Genomic DNA, 25469 nt, shown 5'->3' on the forward strand with positions numbered 1-25469 from the left:
TGGTTACAGCGAGCCGTGGAACGTACGGTTCACCACGTCCAGCTGCTGCTCGCGCGTGAGCCGGACGAAGTTGACCGCGTAGCCGCTGACCCGGATGGTCAGCTGCGGGTAGTTCTCCGGGTGCTCCATCGCATCCAGCAGGGTGTCCCGGTTGAGCACGTTCACATTCATGTGGAAGCCGTTGCTCGCCATGTAGCCGTCCAGCACGCCGGCCAGGTTGCGGACCCGCTCCTCGGGGGTGCGGCCCAGCGCGTCGGGCGTGACGGTGTTGGTCAGCGAGATGCCGTCCTCGGCGTGCTCGTACGGCAGCTTGGCCACCGACAGGGAGCTGGCCACGTAGCCGTGGCTGTCCCGGCCGTTCATCGGGTTGGCGCCGGGGGAGAAGGGCTCGCCGGCCCGGCGGCCGTCCGGGGTGGAGCCGGTCTTCTTGCCGTAGACCACGTTCGAGGTGATGGTCAGCACCGACTGGGTGTGCTCGGCGTTCCGGTAGGTCGGGTGCTTGCGCACCTTCTTCATGAACTCCTCGACCAGCCACACCGCGATCGAGTCGGCCCGGTCGTCGTTGTTGCCGTACGCGGGGTACTCGCCCTCGATCAGGTAGTCCACGGCGAGCCCGGTCTCGTCCCGGACGGGCCGCACCTTCGCGTGCCGGATCGCGGAGAGCGAGTCGGCGGCCACCGAGAGTCCGGCTATCCCGCAGGCCATGGTGCGGCGGACGTCCCGGTCGTGCAGGGCCATCTCGATCCGCTCGTAGGCGTACTTGTCGTGCATGAAGTGGATGACGTCGAGCGCGTGGACGTAGGTCTCGGCCAGCCACTCCATCTGCTGGTCGAACTTGGCCAGCACGGCGTCGTAGTCGAGCACCTCGTCCGTCAACGCACCGGTCTGCGGGCCGACTTGATCCCCCGACTTCTCGTCCCGTCCGCCGTTGATCGCGTAGAGCAGCGTCTTGGCGAGGTTCACCCGGGCGCCGAAGAACTGCATCTGCTTGCCGACGGCCATTGCCGAGACGCAGCAGGCGATCGCGGTGTCGTCGCCGAAGCGCGGGCGCATCAGCTCGTCCGACTCGTACTGCACGCTGGAGGTGTCGATGGACACCTGGGCGCAGAACTCCTTGAAACCCTGGGGGAGTCGGGGCGACCAGAGGACGGTCATGTTCGGTTCGGGGGCCGGGCCGAGGTTGTAGAGCGTCTGCAGGTAGCGGAAGGAGGTGCGGGTCACCAGCGGGCGGCCGTCCTCGCCGATGCCGCCGATCGACTCGGTGACCCAGGTCGGATCCCCCGAGAACAGTTCGTCGTACTCGGGGGTGCGCAGGAAGCGCACGATCCTCAGCTTGATGATGAAGTCGTCCACCAGTTCCTGGGCCTGCGACTCGGTGAGCACCCCGGCCTCGAGGTCCCGCTGGAGGTAGACGTCCACGAAGGTGGAGGTGCGGCCGAGCGACATCGCCGCGCCGTTCTGCTCCTTCACGGCGGCCAGGTAGGCGAAGTACAGCCACTGGATCGCCTCGCGGCCGGTGCGGGCCGGGCCGCAGATGTCGTAGCCGTAGGCGGCCGCCATCTGCTTCAGCTCACCGAGCGCCCGGATCTGCTCCGCCAGCTCCTCGCGCTCGCGGATGACCTCCTCCAGGCGGTTCGGGTCCCTCGGCAGCGCGTCCAGCTCGGACTTCTCCTCGCGCTTGGCCTCGATCAGCCGGTCCACGCCGTAGAGGGCGACCCGGCGGTAGTCGCCGATGATCCGCCCGCGCCCGTAGGCGTCGGGGAGGCCGGTGACGATGCCGGCCTTGCGGGCGGCCCGGATCTCGGGGGTGTAGGCGTCGAAGACCCCGGCGTTGTGGGTCTTGCGGTACTCGGTGAAGACCTTCTCCAGCTCGGGGGAGACGGGGTACCCGTAGGTCTCCAGGGCGCCCGCGACCATCCGCCAGCCGCCGTACGGCATGATCGCCCGCTTCAGCGGGGCGTCGGTCTGCAGGCCGACGATGAGCTCCCGGTCGCGGTCGATCCAGCCCGGCGCGTGCGCGGTAATGCTGGAGGGAGTGTCGTATGCGACGTCGTACACGCCCTTGGCGCGCTCCTCGGGGAAACGGTCGGTGATCTGGCGCCACACGTCGGTGGTGCGCCCGGTCGGGCCGGCCAGGAAGGACGCGTCGCCTTCGTAGGGGGCGTAGTTCTGCTGGATGAAGTCGCGGACGTCGATGGCGTCCCGCCACAGGCCGCCCTTGAAGCCCTCCCAGGCGCCGCTGCCGGTCTTCTCGAACTGCTGGGTGCTCATGGTGTCTCCGCTCCCGCCTCGATTCGATGCCCTACGGATACATTGTGAATCGATTCACAAACTCACATGGGCTCGGAAAGTCCTGAACTGCAGGGTCTTTGGACCTACTCGCCGTAGTAGGCCTGGCGCATCAGCTGCTGCATGTCCGCGATCATCGGCATCCGCGGGTTGGCCGGGGCGCACTGGTCCTCGTACGCGTTCATCGCCTGCTGCGGCAGGGCCGCGAGGAAGGCCGACTCGTCCACCCCGGCCGCCTTGAAGGAGGCGGGGATGCCGACCCGGTCGCGCAGCTCCTCCACCGCGCGGGCCAGCGACTCCACGCCCTGCTCCGGGGTGGCGGCGGGCAGACCGAGCATCTGCGCGACGGCCTGGAACCGCTCCGGGGCCGCGTAGCGGCGGTACTTGGGCCAGCTGGTCACCTTGGCCGGGGCCGAGCCGTTGTACCGGATCACGTGCGGCAGCAGCACCGCGTTGGTCCGCCCGTGGGCGACGTGGAAGGTCGCGCCCAGGGTGTGCGCCATCGCGTGCACCACGCCCAGGAAGGCGGAGCCGAAGGCCATGCCCGCGATCGTCCCGGCGTTGTGCATCTTCTCCCGGGCGACCGGGTTGTCCGGGCCGTCGGTGACGGCCTGCTCCAGGTGCTCGAAGATCAGCCTGATGCCCTGCAGGGCGAGCCCGTCGGTGAAGTCGTTGGCGTAGACCGACACGTAGGTCTCGATGCAGTGCGTCAGCGCGTCGAAGCCGGAGTCGGCGGTGACGTCCTTCGGCAGGTGGGTGGTGAGCGCCGGGTCGCAGATCGCCACGCTCGGGGTGAGCGCGTAGTCCGCCAGCGGGTACTTCTGACCGGTCTCCGAGTCGGTGATCACCGCGAACGGGGTGACCTCGCTGCCGGTGCCCGAAGTAGTCGGGATGCAGACCAGTTTGGCCTTCTCGCCCAGGTCGGGGAAGGTGAAGGCGCGCTTGCGGATGTCGAAGAACTTCTCCTTCAAGTCCGCGAAGACCGTCTCCGGGTGCTCGTACATCAGCCACATCACCTTGGCCGCGTCCATCGGCGAGCCGCCGCCGAGCGCGATGATGGTGTCCGGCCGGAAGCCGCGCATCAGCTCGGCGCCCTTGTCGACCGTGTCGATGCTCGGGTTCGGCTCGACGAAGTCGATCACCCGGATCTCCACCGGCTCGCTGCGCCGGGCCAGGATGCTGCGGACGCGTTCCAGGTGCCCGATCTCCACCATCGTCCGGTCCGTCACGATGACAACTCTCCGGGCACCCCGCATGTCGGCCAGGTACTTGATGGAGCCCCGTTCGAAGAAGACCTTCGGCGGGATCTTGAACCACTGCATGTTGGTGTTGCGCCGCCCGATCCGCTTGATGTTGACGAGGTTGAGCGCGGTCACGTTGCCGGAGACGGAGTTGTGGCCGTAGGAGCCGCAGCCCAGCGTGAGTGAGGGCAGAAACGCGTTGTAGACGTCGCCGATGCCGCCCTGCGAGCTCGGCGCGTTCCAGATCACCCGGCAGGCCTTCACGGCGTGGCCGAACTCCTCGGCGAAGGCCGCGTCCTCGGTGTGCACGGCCGCCGAGTGGCCCAGGCCGTGGAACTCCACCATCTCGGTGGCCAGCCTCAGGCCCTCGCGCCGGGTGCCCGCCTTCAGCACCGCGAGCACCGGGCAGAGCTTCTCCCTGGTCAGCGGCTCGGCCTCGCCGACCTCGCCGACCTCGGCCAGGATGATCGAGGTGTCCGCCGGCACCTCGAAGCCCGCCGCCTTGGCGATCCGCACCGGACTCTGCCCGACCACCGCCGCGTTCAGCTTCGCGCCCGCGCAGTCGCGGCCCTCGCCGACCCCGAAGACGTACCGCTCGAGCTTGGCCTTCTCCTCCTCGGTCGCCAGGTAGGCCTTGAGCTTGCGGAACTCCGCCAGCGCCTCGCCGTAGATCTCCTGGTCCAGGATCACCGCCTGCTCGGAGGCGCAGATCATGCCGTTGTCGAAGGACTTGGAGAGCACCACGTCGTTGACGGCCCGCTCGAGGTCGGCGCTCCGCTCGATGTACGCGGGCACGTTGCCGGCCCCGACGCCGAGCGCCGGCTTGCCGCAGCTGTACGCCGCCCGGACCATCGCGTTGCCGCCGGTGGCCAGGATGGTGGCCACGCCCGGGTGGTTCATCAGCGCGCCGGTCGCCGCCGTCGAGGGCTGCTCGATCCACTGCACGCAGTGCGCGGGCGCCCCGGCGGCGATCGCGGCGTCCCGGACGATCCGGGCCGCCTCGGCGGAGCAGCGCTGCGCGGCGGGGTGGAAGCCGAAGACGATCGGGTTCCTGGTCTTGAGGGCGACCAGCGCCTTGAAGATCGTGGTCGAGGTCGGGTTGGTCACCGGGGTCACGCCCGCCACCACGCCGACCGGTTCGGCTATCTCCACGATCCCGTCGATCTCGTCCCGGCGGACCACGCCGACCGTCCTCATCCCGGCCATCGAGTGGGTGACGTGCTCGCAGGCGAAGACGTTCTTGACGGCCTTGTCCTCGAAGACCCCGCGGCCGGTCTCCTCCACCGCCATGACGGCCAGTCGGGTGTGTGCGGCGAGAGCGGCGAGCGAGGCCTTCTTGACGATGTGGTCCACCTTCTCCTGAGTGAACCCGGCGTACTCCCGCAGGGCCTTCTGCCCGTTGCTCACGAGAACGTCCACGGCGGCGGCAGCGGTGTCGGCAACGGGGGCGGGGGCGGGGGCTTGCTGGCGGGCCATCTGTTCACCTCTGGCGACATGCGGCGGGTGCGGTCCGGCGGCGCTGCCGAGACCGGCTGACAGCTCCACCCTCCGTCCGCGCCGCTGCGGCCTGCTACGGCCGTACGGCGCCTCTGCCAGGGACCAAAGGCTCAAGTTCCCCGGGCCGTACGGAGTTGGGCGCGGCGGGCGGGGGCCGTCGGCCTACGCCGTCAGGGTGAGCCGTACCCCGAACGGCACCGCGGCAAAAGGTGACCATCTCATGATCGCTTCGTTGAGTAGCGGGGAGGTGGACGATGGGCTGGCGGTACGGGCGGCGGTTGGCGGCCGAGGAGGTGGTGCTGGTCGGGCACTACCGCGAACTGACCCGGCTCGCCTACGTGGTGCTGGCCGGCACCGGCGACCGGCACCGCCGGGTGCTCACCGCCCACCGCACGGTGCAGGCCGCCCTGCGCGGCACCCGCCGCGGCGACACCGAGGCCCTGGCGGCCGTCCGTGCGCGGGTGGTCCGGCGGGCCGTCCGGGCCGCCGGCCGGCACCGGCCCGGCGGGCTGCCGCAGGTGTGGGGGCTGCGGCTGTACACGGCCACCGGGGAGGCGGCGGAGCTGACGGTCGACCAGGCGCTCGCCAAGCTCTCCCCGGCCGCCCGGGCCGCCTGCGCCGTCACCCTGCTGGACGGGCTGACCGCCGAGCAGGCCGCCGCACTGCTGGCCGGGGCCGGAGCGGCCGATCCGGCGGCGGCCCTGCGGGAGGCCGAGCTGCTGTCCCGCGCCTACCCCGAGGCCGGGCGGGTCCTGGCCGAGTCGCCGGAGTTCGACCCCTGCGCCGTCCGGGCCCAGCCGGCCGACCTGATGCGCCGTCGCCTGCGGATGCACGGCTCGGTCGCCGCCCTCTGCGCCGCCGTGCTGGCCGCCGTGCTGCTCACCCCCGGGTCCGGCCCGGCCCCGCTGCCGCCGCCGCCCGCCCCGGCCACGCCGAAGCTGCTGACCGCCGACCCCGCCGCCTGGCGGCACACCGCCCGGCTGGACTTCGACGTCTGGCCTGCCCGGGGCGACCGCCTGGCCGACCAGGCCCTGATCGAGCGGGCCCGCCGCGCCTGGGCCGCGCCGACCGGCTCCGTCAGCACCGAGCCGGGCACCCCGCCCGGACCGCCCGCCGGCCCCGCCCGGCTGCTCTACGCGGGGCGGGTGGACGGCGAGAGCGTGGTGCTGCTGCAGGGCGAGGGCCGACTCGCCCGCTACACCGAGGGCGCCACCACCAGCCTCGCGTCGGCCCGCACCGACCAGGCCGACGTGACCACCGGCGCCGCGGTCGTGCTGCACCGCACCGCCACCGGGGCGCGGCTGCTGCTCGCCCCCTGGGTGGACACCGCCGACACCCGCGACCTGCGCGCCCCGGACCGTCCGACCACCCCGCTCGCCCACCCCGACGGCCTGACCGCCCCACTGCCGCCCGGCTCCGCCGACTGCGCACACCGGCCGGTGCTCCAGCTGCGCTCCTCGCCGGTGGTCGCCGAACAGCACGCCTTCCTGCTGGCCGACCTCGGCGGCCTGCTGCCCGCCCACCTCACCTACACCCCGCCGCCGCAGGCCGGCCCGGCCCGGGCGCCCCGGGAGGCGCTCCGGCCTGACGCCCTGTCGACCTGGGCCGGTACGGCCTGCGAACTGCGCACCGCCCCGCCCGGCACCAAGGCCGTCAACGCCTGGGTCTTCGCCGAGCAGCAGCTGCCGGAGAACGGCGGAACGGCCGCCTGGGTCTGCCTGCGCGGTGACCGCTGGGACGGCAGCGGTTCGGCCGCCACCGACCTGCTGCTGCCGGGCGGCGCCGCGCCGACCCGGACGGCGGCGGCCGCCGACAGCCGGGCCTGCAGCCGCTTCGACCAGAGCGTGCTCGCCGGTGCCTGGTGGCGGGCCCGCTCGGGCACCGCCTACCTGCTGGTCGCCGGGAGCCGGCGGGTGGTCTCGGTGGCCGGAGCCGGGGGATTCCCGCTGCCGGAGACCCGGACGGACGGCCACCCGCTGGCCCTGCCCGCCCACGGCTCCGGCCCGGTCCGCCTCACCGGCCGTCTCGACAGCGGCGCCCAGACGGCCACCCTCGGCTGAACGGGCCAGGTGGCAGGGGGTCGGGCGTAGTGTGACAGTGGGGGTTGCCCGTAGCCCGACGCAGTACTGAGGAGGAGACATGGGCATCCTGGACCGACTCCTGGGCCGTAGCCACCCGCAGTCGGCCGACCCGGCCGAACGCGCGGCCCTCGCCCACGACGAGGCGGCAGACGCACTTCCGACGGACGTGCAGCGCACGGCGCAGCCCGCCCAACCCCCGGCCGCCATGACGGAGGAGGACCGCCAGGCCGCCGACATGACCGCCGAGGGCGACCCCTGGGACTGAACATTCATTCCGAGGGCGGCGCCGGACTGAACGTTCATTCCGAGGGTGTCCCCGGAATGAATGTTCATTCCGACGACGACTCCGGACTGAACGTTCATTCCGCAGGGCAACCCCGGACTGAATGTTCATTCCGCAGGGGCAGGATGCACCACCCAGGGCACCCCTGGGTGGTGCACCTCATCTGGGCGGTAGCGGTGGCCGCCGGAGGTCCGGGCGGGGGGTGTCGGCCGGGGGCGGGGTGGCCGGTGGGGTGTGGTCGGCGAGGTGGAGGGCGAGGCGGACTGCTTCGGTGAGGTCGGGGTGGGTGCGGCGGGCCCAGTCGTGGGGCGATCGGACCACCTCCACGTCCGGGGCGACGCCGTGGTTCTCGATCCCCCAGCCGGTGCCGCCGGTGAACCAGGAGGCGTTCTTCGGCACCGAGATCTGCGTCCCGTCGCCGAGGGTGTGCCGCCCTGTCATCCCGACCACGCCGCCCCAGGTCCGGGTGCCGACCACCGGCCCGAGGCCCAGCAGCTTCACGGCCGCGATGATCACGTCCCCGTCCGAGCTGGTCGCATGGTCGGCGAGCGCCACCACCGGCCCCCGCGGCGCGTCCCGCGGGTAGCGGACCGGCAGCCGCCCCCGCGCGAAGTCCCAGGCGAGCACCCGCCGCGACAGCTTCTCGAGCACCAGCTCCGAGACGTTCCCGCCCGCGTTGCCCCGAACGTCCAACACCACTGCGTCGAAGGCGAGTTCACGCCGCAGGTCCCGGTTGAACTGGGCCCACCCGGAGCCACCCAGGTCCGGGATGTGCAGATAGCCGCAGCGCCCGTCGCTGTACTCGCGGACCAGCCGCCGCCGCCCCACCACCCAGTCCTGGTAGCGGATCGGCCGTTCGTCGGTGAGCGGCGTGACGGCGATCCGCCGCGAGGGCCCGCCGGGGCCGCGCCGGAAGGTGAGTTCGACCGTGGTGCCGCCCGCCCCGGCGAGCAGCGGGGCGGGCCCGCGGACCGGGTCGGGGGCCCGGCCGGCGATGGCGAGGAGTTCGTCGCCGTCCCGCAGGCCGTACCCGGCGAGTGGCGCCCGGGCGCGCGGGTCGGAGGACTCGCCCGGCAGGATCCGCCGCACCAGCCACCGCCGGTCCGGCGAGCGGTGCACGTTCGCGCCGAGCAGCCCGAGGGCCTGCTGCACCGGCTGCGGGCCCTCGGCGCGGCGCGAGGGCGTGACGTACGCGTGCGAGGTGCCGAGCTCGCCGAGGAGTTCGCGCAGCAGGTCGGCGAAGTCGTCCGGCCCGGCGATCCGCTCGAGCAGCGGCTCGTACTGGGCGACCAGCGCGTCCCAGTCCAGCCCGCACATCCCGGCGTCCCAGAACTCGCCCCGGACGATCCGGGCGGCTTCGTGGTACGACTGCCGCCACTCCGCCGCCGGGTGCACGGTGTGGCTGATCCGCCGCAGGTCGACCGACAACGGTGAGCCACCGCTGGGCAGTTGGTGGAGCGCCAGGGCTCCGGCATGGAAGATCGCGACACAGCTGCCGTCCCCCGAGACGGAGAAGCCGTCGAGCTTGTCGACCACCGTCGAGCGGGTGCCGCGCGCCAGGTCGAAGTACTCCAGGGACGGGCGGCCGGAGGTGTCGGCGGGGTTGACGAAGGTCTGGCCGAGCGCGCCGGAGATCGGCCAGCGCAGCCAGGCCACGCCGCCCCGGACGGCCGCCGTGGCGGAGTACTTGGAGGCCATCACCGGGAAGGGCACCAGCCGGTCGGCGAGGCCCTGCGGCTCGACCGTCACGGTGCCGTCGCCCCCGGCCTCCTCCGGGTCGAGGCCGACCGGGGGCCGCCCCTCGGCGGGGGAGGCGAACGGCGAGGGGGTGTCGGCGGCCAGCGGCACCAGGTAGGGGCGGCAGCCGAGCGGGAAGGAGAGGTCGCCGGTGTGCACGTCGTGGACCGGGTCGAAGCCGCGCCAGGAGAGGAAGACCAGGAAGCGGCCGTCCCGGGTGAAGACCGGGTGCTCGTCCTCGAACCGGCCGCCGGTGACGTCGATGTGCAGCGCGGGCGCGTCCACCCGGGCCAGCTTGATGCTGCGCAAGGACCGCCCCGCGACCGGCTGCGACCAGGTGAGCCACTGCGAGTCCGGCGAGAAGGCCGGGCTGGTGACCGGCCCGTACGCGGAGGCGGCGACCTCCCGTACCTCGCCGTCCTCGGCGGAGACCAGCAGCAGCCGTCCGTCCGAGCCGGTGACGGCCAGGGTGTGCCCGTCGGGGGAGGCGGTCAGCTCCAGGGCGCGGCCGATCCGCCCGGCGGCGAACCGGCGGTGCGGGCCGTCGGCGCCGCCACGCCCGGGCAGGGGGGCCAGCTCGATCGCGTCCGCGCCCTCGGCGTCGGTGAGCCAGGCGAGCCGGCCGGTGGCGCCGAGCAGCACGGGCAGCCGGGCCCGTACCCCGGGCTCGTCCGCGATCACCCGGGCCGGGCCGTCCCGGTGGGTGAGCCAGTAGAGGCTGCCCCGGACGGTGATCGCGCTGGCCCGGCCGGTGTAGTCGCAGATCAGGTCCTTGACCTGCCCGGCGGTGGCCACCGGGTAGGGCCTGCGCCCGGCCCGGGAGCCGCCGAGCGGCACCTGCAGGCGGCGTGGCGCGGGTGCGTCCAGGCTGTCCAGCAGCCAGAGGTCGCCCGCGTGCTGATAGACCACCCGGGTGCCGTCGGTGGCGGCCTCGCGGGCGTAGTAGGCGGCGTGGTCGGTGTGGCGGCGCAGATCGGAGCCGTCCGGGCGGCAGGAGTAGAGGTTGCCCACGCCCTCGTGGTCGGAGAGGAAGGCGATCCGCCCGCCGACCGGCATCGGCGCGGCCAGGTGGCCCTGGTGGCCGGGCAGCAGCTCGACGGTGTCCAGCCAGAGCCGCCCGGTGGCCCCGCCCCGGTAGCGCTTCCAGGCGGCCGGCTCGTGCGGGGCGGCGGCGGTCAGCAGCACGGTGTGCTCGCGGTCGGCCTGGGCGTCGCTGACCGGGCCCCAGGGCATCCGGCGGCCGGGGGAGCCGTCCGGCGGCAGCGCGTACGCCCAGGTGTAGTGGGCGAAGGGCTCGTGGTACGAGGTGACGGCGAGCACCTCGCCGTCCGGGAGCCAGCCGCGCACGCGGGTGTCCTGGCTGCCCCAGTAGGTGAGCCGGACGGCCTCGCCGCCCTCGACCGGGGCCGTGAACACCTCGGGGGTGAGGGTCTGCCAGCTGGTCCAGGCGATGGTGGCGCCGTCGGGGGAGAGCCGGGGGTGGCTGACCCGGGTGCGGTCGCAGCTGACCCGCCAGGCGCGGCCGACGCTGCCGTCCGGGTGCAGCGGGGCGGCCCAGACGTCGTCCTCGGCGGTGCAGGTGAGCAGCCCGCCGCGCAGGTGGGGGTACCTCAGATAGCCGGGCGCGGTCACCACTCCACGGTGCGGTGGGCCCTGGCGGGCCGCAACCGGAGGGCCCCTGACGGCCGCTCAGCACCTACTGCCCTTTCGAACCGATGGACCCATTGACACCCCGTCGGCTCTTCGCTTCAGTGGTCTAGTCCAGCCGGGCTCCCCCACCGCTCCATCCCCCACTCTCGGCAGGAGCACATCCCCCACATGCGTACTCCCAGATCGGCCCTCGCGGCCGGTACCGCCTTCGCGCTCGCCGCGACCGGCGCCGTCGCGCTCAGCTTCGGCCTGGCCTCCTCCGCCTCGGCGGGGGAGTTCCTCGCCAACGGCGGCTTCGAATCCGGCACCCTCGCCCCCTGGAGCTGCACCGGCTCCACCGGCAGCGTGGTCACCGGCCACGCCCACACCGGCAGCTACGCCCTCGCCGGGGCGGCCTCGAGCAGCGACTCGGCCCAGTGCACGCAGACGGTGGCCGTCGCGCCCAGCACCACCTACACGCTCAGCGCGTACGTCAACGGCGCCTATGTCTACCTCGGCGTCGACGGCGGCACCAGCACCTGGACCCCGGGCACCGGCGGCGCCTACCAGAAGCTCTCGGTCAGCTTCACCACCGGCGCCACCCAGACCAGCGCCTCCGTCTACACCCACGGCTGGTACGGCCAGGGCACCTACTACGCCGACGACGTCTCCCTCGACGGCCCGGGCGCGCCCTCGCCATCGCCGTCCTCCTCCCCGTCCTCCTCGCCGTCGAGCTCCCCGTCGAGCTCGCCGTCGTCCTCCCCCTCCTCCTCGCCGACCGTCACCCCGCCGCCGAGCGGCGGGCTGCCCGCCCACGCACTGGTCGGCTACCTGCACGCGAGCTTCGCCAACGGCGCCGGGTACCTGCGGATGGCGGACGTGCCGGACAGCTGGGACGTGATCGACCTGGCTTTCGGCGAGCCGACCTCGGTCACCTCGGGGGACATCCGCTTCAACCGCTGCTCCACCACCGACTGCCCGACGGCCGAGTCGGACGCCGACTTCAAGGCGGCGATCGCGGCCAAGCGGGCCAAGGGCAAGAAGGTGCTGCTCTCGATCGGCGGGCAGAACGGCGAGGTCCAGCTGACCACCACGGCGGCCCGGGACACCTTCGTCTCCTCGGTCGCATCGATCATCGACAAGTGGGGCCTGGACGGGCTGGACGTCGACTTCGAGGGGCACTCGCTCTCGCTGGGCACCGGCGACACCGACTTCAAGAACCCGACCTCGCCGGTGATCGTCAACCTGATCTCCGCCCTGAAGACCCTCAAGGCCAGGTACGGCTCGGGCTTCGTGCTGACCATGGCGCCGGAGACCTTCTTCGTCCAGCTCGGCTACCAGTACTACGGCTCCGGGCCCTGGGGCGGGCAGGACCCGCGGGCGGGGGCGTTCCTGCCGGTGATCTACGCCATGCGGGGTGATCTCACCCTGCTGCACGTCCAGGACTACAACTCGGGCTCGATCATGGGCCTGGACAACCAGTACCACTCGATGGGCGGCGCCGACTTCCACGTCGCGATGACCGACATGCTCCTCAAGGGCTTCCCGGTGGCCGGCAACACCGCCAACATGTTCCCGCCCCTGGCCCCCTCCCAGGTCGCCATCGGCATGCCCGCCAACTCCTACGCCGGCAACGGCTACGTCGCTCCCACCGAAGTCACCAAGGCCCTCGACTGCCTGACCAAGGCCACCAACTGCGGCAGCTACGTCCCCCGCAGCGGCCCCCAGCCGAACCTCCGCGGCCTGATGACCTGGTCCGTGAACTGGGACCAGTACAACGGCAAGGAGTTCGCCACCACCTTCCACTCCTACTTCGGCTGACGCCGGGGCAGCGGCCGGCTGACCGCCCGGAGCGGGTGGTCAGCCGGCCGCTGCCGCCGCGACCAGCGAGTCGAGCGCCGCGCGCAGTCCGGCCAGTTCGGCCTGGGTGGGAGCGACCGGTTCGTGCGGCACGAGCGCGGCTGGGTTCACCACGATCGAGGCGGCCTCCGCACCGGCCGTGGCGAGGGCGAGGATCTTCCCCGGGTCCGGCGGCGGGGTGCCGAGGCCCTTCCCGAGCCGCCGCAGCGCGACCGGGAGCGGGGGCAGCGGGAGCGGGAACGCCGCCGGGAGCAGCCCGGCCTGCCGGGTGTGGTCGTCGCCGTGGAAGTCCAGGGTCCAGCCCTCCCAGCCGGGCAGCGGCCAGTCGTGGACACCGACCACGGTCTGCACCGCCCAGAGCGAGACGGTGCGGGCCGCCGGGTCGAAGTGGACGCCTCCCAGGGGCATGTCCGTGGGCACGGCGGAGGCGGGGGACGTGCCGAGCAGGTCGATCAGGCCGGGGCCGCCCGTGAGGTGTTCGTACGGCTCCCGGCCGCTGCCCCAGGCGCGCACGCTGCCGTCGGGCAGCCGCAGCGAGACCACGGACCACGGCTCGGTGTCCTCGTCGTCCACGTACCAGAAGGGGTCGGAGGTCTCGGCCGGGCCCGGCGGACGGGTCAGGCCACGGCCCAGGCCCAGGTGGTGGGTCAGGTCGCCGATGCCGTCGTGCGCGAAGCGCACGTCCCAGCCCGGCCAGGTCCGGGCGAGTGCGGTGCGGGCGGCGGCGTGGTCGCTCCAACTGTCCGCGAAGGTGAACCAGAGCAGGACCTGGCGGTCGTGGTCGACGAGGGCCGCGCCTTCGCACCACGTGCCGTCGAGCCAGGTGTCGGTCTGCTCGTTGGCGCGGAAGCAGCGGGTCGCCGCGGCCGGGCCGGGCAGCAGATCGGTCACCACCCGGCCGGCGCCCCAGTGCGAGTAGTACCGCTGCCAGGCGCCGCCTTCGACCACCACGTACTGCGCTCGTGCTCCCATGGCCGGCCACGCTAACGCCGCGGACGGACGGGCGGCGAACCCTTTACGGGTGAGGACCACGGCCGGGAACGACTGAAGGCCCTTCGCGTGATGCGAAGGGCCTTCGGCCTGTCTGTGCGCCGCCAGGGACTCGAACCCCGGACCCGCTGATTAAGAGTCAGCTGCTCTAACCAACTGAGCTAGCGGCGCTTGCTGACGTCGAGAACATTACCTGGTCAGCGGCCGAAAGCAGAAATCGGGGTCAGTCGGTGGCCCAGGGAGTGAGGACGAGCTTGCCGCGGACGTGGCCGGCTTCGACCTGGCGGTGGGCTTCGGGGGCCTGGGAGAGGGGGAGGGTGGCGGCGATCTCCAGGTGGAGGGCGCCGGTCTGCCAGAGGTCGGTGAGTTCGGTGAGGCGGGCGGCGGTGCGCGGGCCGCGCAGGGAGCGCAGGCCCAGGCGGACGGCGGCGGGGTAGTCGACGATGGTGCCGATCCGGTCGGGAGCGGCGCCGAGGTCGAGGGAGGCCTCGAGCGAGCCGTGTCCGGCGGCGTCGAGGACGGCGGTGACGCCGTCCGGGGCGGCGGCCCGGACCCGGTCGGCCAGTCCGGGGCCGTACGCGACCGGCACCGCGCCGAGCCCCTGGAGGTAGTCGTGGTTGCGCTCGCCGGCGACCCCGATCACGGTGGCTCCCCAGGCCCGGGCCAGCTGTACGGCTACCGTGCCGACCCCACCGGAGGCACCGTGCAGGAGGAGGGTGTCCCCGGCCCCCACCCCCAGCTCGCTCAGTGCGACGTGCGCGGTCTGCCCCGAGGCGGAGAGCGAGCCGGCTTCGGCCCAGCCCATCCCGGCGGGCTTGGGCACCAGCTGGTCGCCGGGCACGGCCACGTACTGGGCGTGGCCGCCGAGCAGGCGGAAGCCGAGGACTTCGTCCCCCTTCTCCCAGCCGTAGCTGCCCGCGCCCAGCTGCTCGACCACCCCGGCGAACTCGTTGCCGGGCACGGCGGGCAGTGCGATCTCCGCGCCCGGCGGCGTCCAGCCGCCACGGATCGCCGCATCGGCGGGCTGCACCCCGGCGGCCAGCACCCGCACCAGCACCTCCCCGGGCCCGGGCAGCGGCACCGGCACCTCGGCCAGCTCCAGCACCTCGGGCCCGCCCGGCGTGCGGAACAGTGAAGCCAGCATCAGGTCTCCCCTCCAAGTCGGTGTCACCACTCTGCAAGTTCAAGTCCGCTTGAGGTCAACACCCTGCGGCGAGCCGCGCCGGAGTGACGTTTTGTCACATTTATCCTGGCCGCGAGTCGACGAGAGGACGTCCGGACGTGGCCCAGCTGTCCCTGCTCTTCCTGGTGCTGCTCGCCTCGGTGGTCACGATGCCGCTGGCCCGCCGCACCGGCGTGCCGCAGCCGGTGCTGATGACGCTGCTCGGGCTGGTGATGGCGGTGGTGCCGCAGATCCCGGACGTCACCATCGACCCCGAGCTGATCCTGCCGCTGGTCCTGCCGCCGCTGATCTTCGCCGTGGCCCGGCGCTCCTCGGTCGGGTACTTCAAGGCCAACGGCCGCTCGATCCTGCTGCTCGCGGTGGCCCTGGTGATCGTCACCACCAGCGCTGTGGCCGGGGTGTTCCACTGGCTCACCCCCGCCCTCCCGGTGGCCGCCGCGGTGGCGCTGGGCGCGCTGGTCTCACCGCCCGACCCGGTGGCCGCCGTCGCGGTGGCGGGCAGCATCGGGCTGCCCCGGCGGCTGGTCGCGGTGCTGGAGAGCGAGGGCCTGTTCAACGACGTCACGGCGATCGTCGTGTACTCGCTGGCGGTCTCCGCCGTGGTGGACGACGACTTCTCGGTGCCGCACGCGCTGCTGCGCTTCCTGCTCTCCGCCGTGGTCGCGGTGGCGCTCGGCATCGCGCTCGGCTGGCTCACCACCAAGCTGACCGCGATGCTGGACGACCCGACCCAGCAGGTCGCGCTCAACCTGCTGGTGCCCTTCGCCGCCTACAGCCTGGCCGAGGAGGGGCACGGCTCGGGCGTGCTCGCCGTGGTGGTCTGCGCCCTCTACCTGGCCGACCGGGCCGCCGACGCCGACGAGGTCGCCTTCCGGCTGGTCGGCAACGCCTTCTGGGGGATCGTCGAGATCCTGATCACCGGCGTCGCCTTCGGCCTGATCGGCCTGGAGCTGGCCACCGTGCTGAGGGACGTCGGCGACAGCTGGCGCGACATGCTCGGCGACACCGCCTGGGTGATCGCCACCGTCGTCCTGGTCCGGCTGGCCTGGCTGCTGCCCGCCTCCTGGATCTCGCACCGGGTGACCAAGGGCGAGGAGGACACCCCGCTCACCTGGCAGGAGACGGTGGTGCTCTGGTGGTCCGGCATGCGCGGGGTGGCCACCGTCGCGCTCGCCATCGGCATCCCGTACACGCTGCACACCGCCGAGCCCTTCCCCGGCCGCAGCGAGATCGTCTTCGTGGCCTTCGGCGTGGTGCTGTTCACCCTGGTGGTGCAGGGGCTCACCCTGCCGTGGCTGGTCCGGCGGCTGCGGCTGGACAGCGGGCACGACCTGCACGAGGAGGCCGTCAGGCTGCTGTGGTGGCGCTCGGCCAAGGCGGGGCTGCGGCGGCTGGCCGAACTGGAGGAGGAGCAGAGGCTCCCCACCGAGCTGGTCGAGCGGCTGCGGGAGCGTCAGCACGACCGGCTGGCCAAGCTCTGCCCGGAGAAGTACGAGGAGCAGGAGGCCGCCGACGCCAAGCAGCGGATGCAGCTGTGGAGGACGGCCGTGGAGGTCGAGCAGGAGATGATCGCGGCCTCCCGCCGGGAGATCCTGGCGGCGCGCGGCGAGCCGGGCGCCGACCCGGAGCTCGCCGACGAGGTGCTGCGCGGACTCGACCTCCGCTCGGCCCGCCGGTGAGGCTGCGGCCCGTGCAGCCGCGGCCTGTGCAGCTGCGGCCCGTGCGGCCGCTGCCGGTGAGGCCGCTGCCCGTGCGGCTGCTGCTGGTGGGGCCGCCGCCGGTGACGGCGAGCCAGTGGCGCCTGACGGGCAGCCAGGCCGCGTAGGCTGGCCCGGGCGAGCGCCGTCGACGGAGTCGGTCGCCCGCCGCCAGGGCATCGGACCGACCCTGGCTCACCGGCCCGGCACCCGTACGACCCTCCGCCGCGCCCGGCCGGACCCCGCACCGACCGACCGCGCCCCGCCGACCACAGACGGCGCGGCGCACCGGACGACCCAAGGAGAGACACCGAATGTCGCAGACCCAGGCAGGCGGCGGCGCCCCGCTCAACCAGCTTCCGCAGTGGGACGCCCTGGCCAAGCACCGCGAGGAGTTCGGGGAGAGGCACCTGCGCGAGCTGTTCGCCGAGGACTCCGAGCGCGGCAGCCGCTACGCCCTGCGAGTGGGGGACCTGCTGGTCGACTACTCCAAGCAGCTGGTCACCGACGAGACGCTCGGCCTGCTGCGCGAGCTGGCGGCCGCGACCGGGGTCGCCGAGCTGCGGGACGCGATGTTCCGGGGCGAGAAGATCAACATCACCGAGGACCGCGCCGTCCTGCACACCGCCCTGCGCGCCCCGCGGGGGGCCGTGATCGAGGTGGACGGCGAGAACGTCGTGCCGGCCGTGCACGCCGTGCTCGACAAGATGGCCGCCTTCGCCGACCGGGTCCGCTCCGGCGAGTGGACCGGCTCCACCGGCAAGCGCATCCGCACCGTGGTCAACATCGGCATCGGCGGCTCCGACCTCGGCCCGGCGATGGCGTACGAGGTGCTGCGCCCCTACAGTGACCGCGGCATCGAGGTGCGCTTCGTCTCCAACGTGGACGGCGCCGACCTGCACGAGGCCGTCCGTGACCTGGACGCCGCCGAGACGCTGTTCATCGTCGCCTCCAAGACCTTCACCACGATCGAGACGGTCACCAACGCCACCTCCGCCCGCAGCTGGCTGCTCGGCGAGCTGGGCGCCGGCCAGGAGGCGGTGGCCAAGCACTTCGTCGCGCTCTCCACCAACGCGGCGGGCGTGGCGGACTTCGGCATCGACGTGGCCAACATGTTCGAGTTCTGGGACTGGGTCGGCGGGCGGTACTCCTACGACTCGGCGATCGGCCTGTCGCTGATGATCTCGGTGGGCCCGGAGAACTTCCGGCAGATGCTGGACGGCTTCCACCTGGTCGACGAGCACTTCCGCACCGCGCCGGCCGAGCAGAACGTGCCGCTGCTGCTCGGGCTGCTCGGGGTCTGGTACGGCGCGTTCTTCGACGCGCAGGCGCACGCGGTGCTGCCGTACTCGCACTACCTGTCCAAGTTCACCGCCTACCTCCAGCAGCTGGACATGGAGTCCAACGGCAAGTCGGTGGACCGGGACGGCAACCCGGTGCAGTGGCAGACCGGGCCGGTGGTCTGGGGAACGCCCGGCACCAACGGTCAGCACGCCTACTACCAGCTGCTGCACCAGGGCACCAAGACCATCCCGGCCGACTTCATCGGCTTCGCCCGGCCCTCGGCCGAGCTCTCGCCGGAGCTGACGGCCCAGCACGACCTGCTGATGGCCAACTTCTTCGCCCAGACCCAGGCGCTGGCCTTCGGCAAGACCCCCGAGGAGGTCGCCGCCGAGGGCGTGCCCGCGCGGCTCGTCCCGCACAAGACCTTCCGGGGCAACCACCCGACCACCACGATCCTGGCCGGGGAGCTCACCCCCTCGGTGCTCGGCCAGCTGATCGCCCTCTACGAGCACAAGGTCTTCGTGCAGGGCGCGGTCTGGAACATCGACTCCTTCGACCAGTGGGGCGTCGAGCTCGGCAAGGTCCTCGCCAAGCGGATCGAGCCGGTCCTGCTGACCGGCGAAGGCACCGAGGCGCTCGACAGCTCCACCGCCGCCCTGGTCGCCGACTACCGCTCCCTGCGCGGTCGCTGACGCCTCTGCTCCGGTCCGGGAACCCCGGGCCGGAGCCCGGCCTGCTATGGCCGGGAACGACTGAAGGCCCTTCGCGAGAAGCGAAGGGCCTTCAGTCTGTCTGTGCGCCGCCAGGGACTCGAACCCCGGACCCGCTGATTAAGAGTCAGCTGCTCTAACCAACTGAGCTAGCGGCGCCTGCTGACAGAGAAGACTTTAGCAGTGGCTCCGGCCGCAGCCAAAATCGAATACCGCCGAGCGCACGGTGGCCGGTGGGTGGCGGCCAGGTGGCGCTCAGGCGGACGGCAGCGGGTGGGGGGTCTCGTCCTGCCGGGCCGGGGCGGTGGTGCTGCGGGAGGCGCGGACCGCCGCCCAGAGGACGACGGCCGCCCCCGGCAGCCAGGGCTCCTTGCCGTCGGGGGCGACGATCCAGCGCCCCGCCCCCTGGCCGGGGGACTCCGGGGCGTCCACCAGCCGCTGCACGGGCGGGACGGTGACCGCGTCACCCCGGCCGTGGCAGAGCAGCGGCGGCACCTCCCGGGCCCACTCCTCCCAGGCCAGCAGGGTCCGTAACCGGGGCGCGGCCCCCGGCTGGACGAACAGCAGGGTCCGCCCCCGGTAGGAGGCCACCGGCCCGCACCCGGGCCCGGAGGCCCAGAGCTCGTCCAGCACCCTGCGGCCGAACAGCGCCGGCATGCTGATCACGTCGAAGACCCGGCCGCACGGCAGCACCGTGGGCGCCCAGGGGCGGGAGTGCCAGAGCGCCCGCATGCTGCGCGGGTACTCGCTCGCCGAGGCCAGCCAGGCCTCGCCCGCGACGGTGACGTACTCCACGGATTGATACGTCCAGATGTCCACGCGCAGCAGCGTGGCGTGGCGCCGTGGCCAGGGGGAGGGAAACCCCGGTTTGCCGGACACCGGGGCCCGCAGGGGCGTACCCTTCCCACCCGCATATGCCAGAGGCGACCCTGGCCCGGTCAGTCCTCGGAGCTGCGCTGCTGCTTCAGCAGGCCGCGGCCGTGCTCGACCATGCGGACGGCGTAGTCCGGGGTCCAGTCGGCCCGGTCGGCGATCTCGGCGGGGGAGAGGGCGTCGAAGCGGCGCGGGTCCGCCAGCTGGGCGGCGGCCACGGCCTGGAAGTCCGCGGCGCGGTCGGCGGCGGCACGGAAGGCGAGGGTCAACTCCGTCGAGCGGCGGAGAAGTTCGGCCGGGTCGTCGATGGACTCGAGGTTGAAGAACCGTTCCGGCTCGGGGGTCTCGGCCTGCGGCTCGAACAGCAGCTGAGCCGGGCGGAGCCGCCGGACGGGGGTGCCAGAGCCCGCGGCGGCCGGTGCGGCGTCGCTGCCGCTCTGGTCGGAGAGCTGGGGTTGGCGGTCGGGCATGTGTGCGCACCTCCGGGGTTCACGGCTGGAATCCGGCCGCCGTCCATTGTCGCGCGCGAGCGGCCGGTAACGGAACGGTGCGAGTGCGGGCGCTATTCCCCCGGCTCGCGCCCCTAAGAAGCAGACAGTGCAACTCGATGTCGCTGCAGATGGGCGAGGACGGCATGGTTGGCCTCCCAGCCGTCGGGGAACTGGACGGTGACGCCCAGCGACACCGGGTCCGCCGAGGGGTGGTCGGCCAGGACTTCGGCGATGCCGGCGCGGGCGACCACGATGCAGGCGTGCCGGTGCCGCGAGGCGAGCACACACAGGCGGCCCGTCTCCAGGTGGAAGGCCGTCGCGTCGGCCCGGCCGGAGAGCGGGTGCAGGACGACCGTCACGTCGTACTCGCGGCCCTGCAGCCGGTTCGCGGTGTCCACCGTCACGGCCGGCCCGGCCGTCTCGTCCACCGGCACGCCGAGCGCGACCAGCGCGGCCCGGACGGCCGCCGCCTGGTCCCGGTGCGCCGTGCCGACCGCGATCCGGTCGGGCGAGACCGGGGTGGTGCCCAGCTCGGAGTGCGCCGACAGCTCGCGCTCCAGCAGCCGCCGCACGGTGTCGGCCACGGCCGCGACCGCCTGCCGGTCGGTCCGGACCGTCCGCCGCGCCGGCAGTTCGAGCAGGGCCCAGCCGTGCTCGGCGGCGACGTCGATCGCGGCGTCCACCGCGCCGCCGTCCGTCCGGCGGGCGGCGGTCAGCCGGCGCTCGCCCGGGCCGGTGCCGGAGCGGAACGGGGTGTACGGGTAGAAGGCGTCCGAGATCAGCCCGGCCGCCGAGTGCGGCAGCCGCCAGGAGACCGGCAGGCGGTGCGGGCGGATCTCGGGGTTGTGGGCCAGCAGGGTGACCACCGCGCTGCCGGACGGGTCGTAGCTGAGGCCCGCCCACTGCTCGGTGCCGACCACGGTGAACGGGTCCAGCTGGCCCGGGTCACCCACGAAGAGCGCCCGCTCGAACAGGCGGGCCACCGCGAGCAGCGCGTCCGAGCGCATCTGGTACGCCTCGTCCACGATCGCGTGCCGCCAGGGCGCCTCCGTCTTCACCCACTGCCACTTAGCGGCGGTGGAGATCACCACGTCCTGCTCCAGCAGGTCGGCGACCTTGGCCGAGGCGGTCACGTTCTCGTGCCGCAGCGCCTCCGCCGCCGGGCGGGTGTCGCTCGCGTGCAGGCGGCCGATCCGCAGCTCGGGGCCCTTGGCGGCCAGTCGGTCGACCAGGTCGTCCACCTGGCTGTTGGTCTGCGCGACGATCATCAGCTTCTCGCCGGCCGCGACCAGCTCCCGGGCGGCCTTGACCACCAGGGTCGACTTGCCGGCGCCGGGCGGGGAGTCCACCACCACGCCGCGCGGCGCGCCGGGGGCGGGGGCCACCACGGCGGCCAGGATCGCGGCCACCGCCCGGTCGGCGGCGGCTCCGGGGGTCAGGTCGGCCGTCATTCCCACTCCTCCTCAGGGCTCGCGGCGCCGCCGCCGGGCGGGCCGCCGTGAGTCCACGGGGTCTCCTCCGGCTCCGGCAGCGGCGCCGACTGGCGCGGGGCCAGCTCGAAGAGCGTGAAGGTGACGGCCTCGCCGGGCTCGGGCAGCGAACCGGGCTCGGGCTCCTTCTTGCGGCCCATGCCGGAGACCACCCGGACGGTGACGGTGCCCGCCGCCAGGTCACCCGCCACGATCACCGCGCGCTGCGCCGTCGGGCCGCCGACCCGGTGCACCTCGCGCCCGGCATCGGCGTGCGGGCGGTCCGCGGTCCGGACGGTCACCAGCGGGCGGGGCTTGGGCGAGCGCCCCGAGGTGTCGTAGTCCGGGGTGACCTCCTCGACCACGCCGCTGAACGCCTCCCCGGCCAGCCGGTACTCGGCCATCGCCAGCGGATCGTCCAGCGCCTCCTGGACCTCCACCCTGGTCTGCTCCCGCTCGCGCTGGGCCAGCTTGCGGGCGGCCGTCACCGCGTCGTCCTGCTTGGGCTGCGGCGGCTCGCCGGCCGCCAGCCTGTCCCGGTGGCCGGTGTACGACCAGCGGTCGCTCTCCCAGCGGTCGGCCAGGTGCGCGGCCGGCGGCAGGGCGCGCAGCAGGTCGATGCCCTGCCAGACGTCGTGCCAGGTGGGCAGCAGCACGCTCTCGAGCGCGGCGGCCAGCTGCTCGGTGGCCGCCTTGAGCAGCAGCTCGGCCCGCTCCTGGCCGCCCGTCGCCGTGGCCAGGGCGGTCTGCGCGGCGTCGTGCCGGGCGATCGCGGGGGCCAGCACCAGCTCGTCGAAGGCCGGGTCGGTGGCCGGGCCGGCCGGCGGGTGCAGCAGCTGGCCGCGCTCGTCCCGGGCGGACTCGGCCCGCTCGGCCGCCTCGGCGCCGGTCAGCGGGGCCGGCCGGCGGTGCCAGGCGAGCTGGGCGGCCAGGTGCTGGTCCTCCAGGTGGCTCTGGCCGGTCGCCCAGTGCCGGGCCAGCAGGCCGGTCATCGGCAGCAGCAGGCTGGCGCCGGGCACCTGGGCGCGCTCGGTAAGATGGGTCAACCAGCGCCCGAACAGCGGTACTTGGGTGGGTGCCGGGTACTGCCCGGGGTCGGGGTCCTCGGCCGTGCGGCGGAACCGGGTGGAGCGCCCGAGCAGCGCGAGGTGCCGGACGGCGCCCGGGTTCGGCACGATCAACTGGGGTGCGTCCACGCAGAGTTCGCGGAAGACCTGGGTCTTCTCGCCGGTCTCGGCGTCCTTCTCGCTGGCCTCGACCTGCTCCACCTCGGAGCCGAACTGCTCCAGGTACGGCAGGAGTTCGGCGGCGAACCGGGCCAGGAACTCGAAGCGCTGCGCCCGGTTCAGCGGCTGCGGCACGAAGTCGAGCCGGGGCGCCGCGCGGTCCGTGCCGTACATGACGGCCAGCGGGGCGCCCGCCTCACCGGCCGCCGCGAGCGGCACGAGCACCATCGGCCGCTCGGCCAGGTGCCGGTGCCGTACGGTCGCCAGCGGCTCGGCCCGGCCGCTGCGGACGGCCTCCAGCCGGGCCAGGGTGCTGAGCAGGCTCACCGGCTCACCCCGCCGCCCAGGGCCTGTGCCCGGAGGGCCGCCGCGTACGCCAGTCGTTCGGCGCCCTCGCCAGGGCCGCCCGGCACCGGGCGGCCCTCGGCGGCGGCCAGCGCGGCCGTGACGGTCTCCAGGCCGCCCAGCTCGCCCCGGACGCCGGGGCCCAGCTGGTCGAGCGAGTCGGAGCAGCGGGCCTGGGAGCGGCAGTGGAAGCCGAGCTCGCAGGTGGAGAGGCAGTCCGGCCGGTAGGCGGCGGGGAGGTGCTCGACGGCGCCGGCCAGCTCATCGGCGGGCCTGGTCGGGCTGCCGGCCTCGTCGGGGGCCAGGTCGAAGCTGGTGCCCGGCGGGAGGATGCCGAGCAACTGGTCGATCCTGGTCAGCTGGGCGAGCTGACGCCGCGTCGTGGCCAGCTCGCGGCGGACGTCCACCACGGCGGACGTCGGCCGGTTGCTGAAGTCCTTCGGGCAGACCAGCAGCACGCCCGGCTCCGGGCTGCCGGGCAGCTCGGCCGTGGCGTAGGGGGAGGTGCTGACCGGCTGCCCGGCGAGCGCGGCGGCCAGCTCCTGCAGGGCCAGCACGTAGACGGCGGCCTGGCGGGCGGCGGCGCCGACCTTGGCCGGATCGGCCGAGCCGTCCAGGATCGGGAAGGACTTGATCTCCACCACGGTGCAGCGGCCGCCGTGCACCAGCACCGCGTCCGGCTCCAGGTAGGCGGGGCTCCCGGCGACCTCCAGCCGGAGCATCGGGTGGTCGAGCAGCGTCCAGCCGGCCTGGTCGGCGGCGGCCTCGGCGAGGGCCTGCCGCGTCCGCTCGGCCCGGACGGCCGGGCCCGCAGTGGCCAGCAGGTCCGGCACGGCGAGCGGGGTGTCGGAGTCGGCGGGCAGGCCGAGGCGGCGGCGCAGCGGCTCGAGCAGGGCGGCGTAGCCGTTCTCCTTCAGCCGCCGCTCGAAGATGTTGCCCCGGGCGATCGCGAACGGCGACTGCCCGAACGGGGCCGGGCGGCCCAACCGGCGGGCGACGGCGGCCTTGTCGACCCCGACCGCGTCGAGCACGGCCCGACGGCGGCAACCCGGATTGGCGGCGAGCGCGGCGATGGCACGGGCGTCGAGACTGCGCTGCGGCGCCGGGCCGCGCAGTACGGCGAGCCGCTGCGCGAGCGGATCGGCCTGCCCGAGGTGCGAGACGTTCATGGTGCGGTCAAGTGTCGCATCCGCCACCGACACTGAGGGCCCGGCCCGGAGCCGGCGGGGAAGCGTCGGCCACGAACCCCTGCGCGAGGGCTGCCGCCCGCCGCGGGGCGGCGCTAGCCTCGGCGGACATGAGCGTCCCCCTCCCCCTGCAGATCGGGGTCAGCCTCGGCTGGCTGCTGGGCTACCTGCTGCTCTCGATCCGCTACGACCGGGTCTGGGACGGCCGGATCCGGGCGGAGCTCTCCCGCCGGCTGGGCACCGAGGTGCGCTGGGGCTCGATCGGCGGCCTGGGCATGATGGACGGAGCCGGCGGGCCGCCCGCCCCGGCCTGGGTGGCCGAGGGACGCGGTGGTTGGGGGCAGCAGCTGCGACAGGCGGCGGTGATCCGGTGCACCCAGCTCGCCGTGCTCGTGCTGCTCGGCTGCGGGCCGGTGGCCGGGCTGCTGGGGCTGCAGTTCCTGCTGGACTTCAACGGGCTGGTGATCGGTGCCACCGCCTTCCTGGTCATCCCGGTCTTCGCCCTCTACTGGGTCGGCAACCACCGGCGCGGCCGGTGACGGGGGGGGTGTGACGCGGGGGTGGCCGGTGACGCGGGGGTGGCCGGTGACGCGGGGGTGGCCGGTGACGTCAGAGTCGCGGGCCGCTTCGCCGCCGGGGACGGGTGTGGGCGATCATGGGTGTCGGCATCGACGGCTCGATGGCGAGCCCGCCCGCTGACCTCTCCACCCAGCTGTGAGGAGCCCCTCCATGCCCGCGCGTATCGTGCTCGTCCGCCACGGTGAGACCGCCTGGTCGGCCTCCGGCCAGCACACCGGCCGCACCGACATCCCGCTCAGCGAGGAGGGCCGGGGGATGGCCCGGGCCCTCGGTGCCCGCCTCGCCAAGGCGCCCTGGAACGGGCTCCCGGACGCGGTCGTCTACACCAGCCCGCTCTCCCGGGCCAAGGAGACCTGCGAGCTGGCCGGCTTCGGTGACCGGGCGATCGAGCGCCCGGAGCTGCTCGAGTGGGACTACGGGCAGTACGAGGGCCGCACCGGTGCGGAGATCCGGGCCACCGACCAGCCGGGCTGGCTGATCTGGCGGGACGGCGTGCCGGGCGGCGAGAAGCTGAGCGACGTGGCCGCCCGGGTCGACGGCTTCCTCGCCGGGCTCCACGACGAGCACGGCACCCCGCACCCGGACACCACGACGATGCACTGTGCCGACCAGGACGTGGTGGTCTTCGCCCACGGCCACCTGCTGCGCATCCTCACCGCCCGCTGGCTCGGCCTCGCGCCCGAGTACGCCCAGCGGTTCAAGCTCGGCACCGCCGCGCTGTCCGTCCTGTCCTGGGAGTACGGCCTGCCGGCCGTCGAGATCTGGAACGACCACAGCCACCTCCAGGGCTGACCCGGCGGACAGCCACCTCCAGGGCT

General features: G+C 73.6%; 18 protein-coding genes and 2 tRNA genes. 8 read left to right on the forward strand and 12 right to left on the reverse strand.

Annotated features, from left to right (window positions below; genetic code table 11):
* Positions 1–3: 3 nt before the first annotated feature.
* Entirely contained in the window at positions 4–2271 is a 2268-nt protein-coding gene (gene pflB / locus ABT095_RS05835) for a formate C-acetyltransferase (RefSeq protein ID WP_350528022.1), read from the reverse strand.
* A gap of 104 nt (positions 2272–2375) precedes the next feature.
* Complete coding sequence (gene adhE / locus ABT095_RS05840; protein WP_350528023.1) at positions 2376–5006, reverse strand: bifunctional acetaldehyde-CoA/alcohol dehydrogenase; 2631 nt, start codon at positions 5004–5006, stop codon at positions 2376–2378.
* A gap of 275 nt (positions 5007–5281) precedes the next feature.
* Between adhE and ABT095_RS05845 the strand changes: the two genes are divergently transcribed.
* Both ABT095_RS05845 and ABT095_RS05850 read left to right on the forward strand, forming a co-directional pair.
* Positions 5282–7087, forward strand: a complete 1806-nt coding sequence (locus tag ABT095_RS05845) for a hypothetical protein (RefSeq protein WP_350528024.1) — start codon at positions 5282–5284, stop codon at positions 7085–7087.
* 79 nt (positions 7088–7166) lie between these two features.
* On the forward strand, positions 7167–7373 hold the full coding sequence (locus ABT095_RS05850; protein WP_350528025.1) for a hypothetical protein: 207 nt from the start codon (positions 7167–7169) through the stop codon (positions 7371–7373).
* 177 nt (positions 7374–7550) lie between these two features.
* On the opposite strand, the gene ABT095_RS05855 is transcribed toward ABT095_RS05850, so the two are convergent.
* Positions 7551–10760 carry a S41 family peptidase gene (locus tag ABT095_RS05855; protein WP_350528026.1) on the reverse strand — a complete coding sequence of 1070 codons (3210 nt, stop codon included), beginning with the start codon at positions 10758–10760 and terminating at the stop codon, positions 7551–7553.
* A gap of 186 nt (positions 10761–10946) precedes the next feature.
* On the opposite strand from ABT095_RS05855, the gene ABT095_RS05860 reads away from it, so the two are divergent.
* A complete protein-coding gene (locus tag ABT095_RS05860) occupies positions 10947–12578 on the forward strand; it encodes a chitinase (RefSeq protein WP_350528027.1) in 1632 nt (543 codons plus the stop codon).
* A gap of 39 nt (positions 12579–12617) precedes the next feature.
* On the opposite strand, the gene ABT095_RS05865 is transcribed toward ABT095_RS05860, so the two are convergent.
* The 3 genes from ABT095_RS05865 to ABT095_RS05875 all read right to left on the reverse strand — a co-directional run bounded on the left by ABT095_RS05865 (position 12618) and on the right by ABT095_RS05875 (position 14751).
* Complete coding sequence (locus ABT095_RS05865; RefSeq protein WP_350528028.1) at positions 12618–13589, reverse strand: hypothetical protein; 972 nt, start codon at positions 13587–13589, stop codon at positions 12618–12620.
* Between the two features lie 115 nt (positions 13590–13704).
* Positions 13705–13778, reverse strand: a tRNA-Lys gene (locus tag ABT095_RS05870).
* Positions 13779–13830: 52 nt separating this feature from the next.
* Positions 13831–14751 carry an NADP-dependent oxidoreductase gene (locus tag ABT095_RS05875; protein WP_350528029.1) on the reverse strand — a complete coding sequence of 307 codons (921 nt, stop codon included), beginning with the start codon at positions 14749–14751 and terminating at the stop codon, positions 13831–13833.
* 137 nt (positions 14752–14888) lie between these two features.
* Here ABT095_RS05875 and ABT095_RS05880 point away from each other — a divergent pair, with 137 nt between their 5' ends.
* The 3 genes from ABT095_RS05880 (at position 14889) to pgi (ending at position 18463) form a co-directional block, all read left to right on the forward strand.
* Positions 14889–16469 carry a Na+/H+ antiporter gene (locus tag ABT095_RS05880; protein ID WP_350528030.1) on the forward strand — a complete coding sequence of 527 codons (1581 nt, stop codon included), beginning with the start codon at positions 14889–14891 and terminating at the stop codon, positions 16467–16469.
* Between the two features lie 11 nt (positions 16470–16480).
* Positions 16481–16615 (forward strand): hypothetical protein, encoded by a 135-nt coding sequence (locus ABT095_RS05885; protein WP_350528031.1) that lies wholly within the window; start codon positions 16481–16483, stop codon positions 16613–16615.
* A 186-nt stretch (positions 16616–16801) separates the two neighbouring features.
* Positions 16802–18463 (forward strand): glucose-6-phosphate isomerase, encoded by a 1662-nt coding sequence (gene pgi / locus ABT095_RS05890; protein ID WP_350528032.1) that lies wholly within the window; start codon positions 16802–16804, stop codon positions 18461–18463.
* Positions 18464–18566: 103 nt separating this feature from the next.
* On the opposite strand, the gene ABT095_RS05895 is transcribed toward pgi, so the two are convergent.
* The 6 genes from ABT095_RS05895 to ABT095_RS05920 all read right to left on the reverse strand — a co-directional run bounded on the left by ABT095_RS05895 (position 18567) and on the right by ABT095_RS05920 (position 24054).
* Positions 18567–18640, reverse strand: a tRNA-Lys gene (locus ABT095_RS05895).
* A 96-nt stretch (positions 18641–18736) separates the two neighbouring features.
* On the reverse strand, positions 18737–19300 hold the full coding sequence (locus tag ABT095_RS05900; protein WP_350528033.1) for a bifunctional DNA primase/polymerase: 564 nt from the start codon (positions 19298–19300) through the stop codon (positions 18737–18739).
* Positions 19301–19419: 119 nt separating this feature from the next.
* On the reverse strand, positions 19420–19824 hold the full coding sequence (locus ABT095_RS05905) for a DUF8844 domain-containing protein (RefSeq protein ID WP_350528034.1): 405 nt from the start codon (positions 19822–19824) through the stop codon (positions 19420–19422).
* A 113-nt stretch (positions 19825–19937) separates the two neighbouring features.
* Positions 19938–21296: an AAA domain-containing protein gene (locus ABT095_RS05910; protein ID WP_350528035.1), complete on the reverse strand. Its 1359-nt coding sequence runs from the start codon at positions 21294–21296 to the stop codon at positions 19938–19940.
* On the reverse strand, positions 21293–22867 hold the full coding sequence (locus ABT095_RS05915; RefSeq protein WP_350528036.1) for an amino acid adenylation domain-containing protein: 1575 nt from the start codon (positions 22865–22867) through the stop codon (positions 21293–21295). The genes ABT095_RS05910 and ABT095_RS05915 overlap by 4 nt, the downstream gene beginning before the upstream one ends.
* The gene (locus tag ABT095_RS05920; RefSeq protein ID WP_350528037.1) at positions 22864–24054 is read right to left on the reverse strand and encodes a hypothetical protein; all 1191 of its coding nucleotides are present in this window, start codon (positions 24052–24054) and stop codon (positions 22864–22866) included. The genes ABT095_RS05915 and ABT095_RS05920 overlap by 4 nt, the downstream gene beginning before the upstream one ends.
* Before the next feature lie 128 nt (positions 24055–24182).
* Between ABT095_RS05920 and ABT095_RS05925 the strand changes: the two genes are divergently transcribed.
* On the forward strand, positions 24183–24611 hold the full coding sequence (locus ABT095_RS05925; RefSeq protein WP_350528038.1) for a hypothetical protein: 429 nt from the start codon (positions 24183–24185) through the stop codon (positions 24609–24611).
* Between the two features lie 190 nt (positions 24612–24801).
* On the forward strand, positions 24802–25443 hold the full coding sequence (locus tag ABT095_RS05930; protein WP_350528039.1) for a histidine phosphatase family protein: 642 nt from the start codon (positions 24802–24804) through the stop codon (positions 25441–25443).
* Positions 25444–25469 lie beyond the last annotated feature (26 nt).

The organism is Kitasatospora sp. NPDC002227, assembly GCF_040296285.1.
GTDB lineage: Bacteria > Actinomycetota > Actinomycetes > Streptomycetales > Streptomycetaceae > Kitasatospora.

What these genes read in the sequence shown, in the direction of transcription:
- pflB (WP_350528022.1), bottom strand. Translation starts at nt 2,271, where the DNA reads ATGAGCACCCAGCAGTTCGAGAAGACCGGCAGCGGCGCCTGGGAGGGC.
- adhE (WP_350528023.1), bottom strand. Translation starts at nt 5,006, where the DNA reads ATGGCCCGCCAGCAAGCCCCCGCCCCCGCCCCCGTTGCCGACACCGCT.
- ABT095_RS05845 (WP_350528024.1), top strand. Translation starts at nt 5,282, where the DNA reads ATGGGCTGGCGGTACGGGCGGCGGTTGGCGGCCGAGGAGGTGGTGCTG.
- ABT095_RS05850 (WP_350528025.1), top strand. Translation starts at nt 7,167, where the DNA reads ATGGGCATCCTGGACCGACTCCTGGGCCGTAGCCACCCGCAGTCGGCC.
- ABT095_RS05860 (WP_350528027.1), top strand. Translation starts at nt 10,947, where the DNA reads ATGCGTACTCCCAGATCGGCCCTCGCGGCCGGTACCGCCTTCGCGCTC.
- ABT095_RS05865 (WP_350528028.1), bottom strand. Translation starts at nt 13,589, where the DNA reads ATGGGAGCACGAGCGCAGTACGTGGTGGTCGAAGGCGGCGCCTGGCAG.
- ABT095_RS05875 (WP_350528029.1), bottom strand. Translation starts at nt 14,751, where the DNA reads ATGCTGGCTTCACTGTTCCGCACGCCGGGCGGGCCCGAGGTGCTGGAG.
- pgi (WP_350528032.1), top strand. Translation starts at nt 16,802, where the DNA reads ATGTCGCAGACCCAGGCAGGCGGCGGCGCCCCGCTCAACCAGCTTCCG.
- ABT095_RS05905 (WP_350528034.1), bottom strand. Translation starts at nt 19,824, where the DNA reads ATGCCCGACCGCCAACCCCAGCTCTCCGACCAGAGCGGCAGCGACGCC.
- ABT095_RS05910 (WP_350528035.1), bottom strand. Translation starts at nt 21,296, where the DNA reads ATGACGGCCGACCTGACCCCCGGAGCCGCCGCCGACCGGGCGGTGGCC.
- ABT095_RS05920 (WP_350528037.1), bottom strand. Translation starts at nt 24,054, where the DNA reads ATGAACGTCTCGCACCTCGGGCAGGCCGATCCGCTCGCGCAGCGGCTC.
- ABT095_RS05925 (WP_350528038.1), top strand. Translation starts at nt 24,183, where the DNA reads ATGAGCGTCCCCCTCCCCCTGCAGATCGGGGTCAGCCTCGGCTGGCTG.
- ABT095_RS05930 (WP_350528039.1), top strand. Translation starts at nt 24,802, where the DNA reads ATGCCCGCGCGTATCGTGCTCGTCCGCCACGGTGAGACCGCCTGGTCG.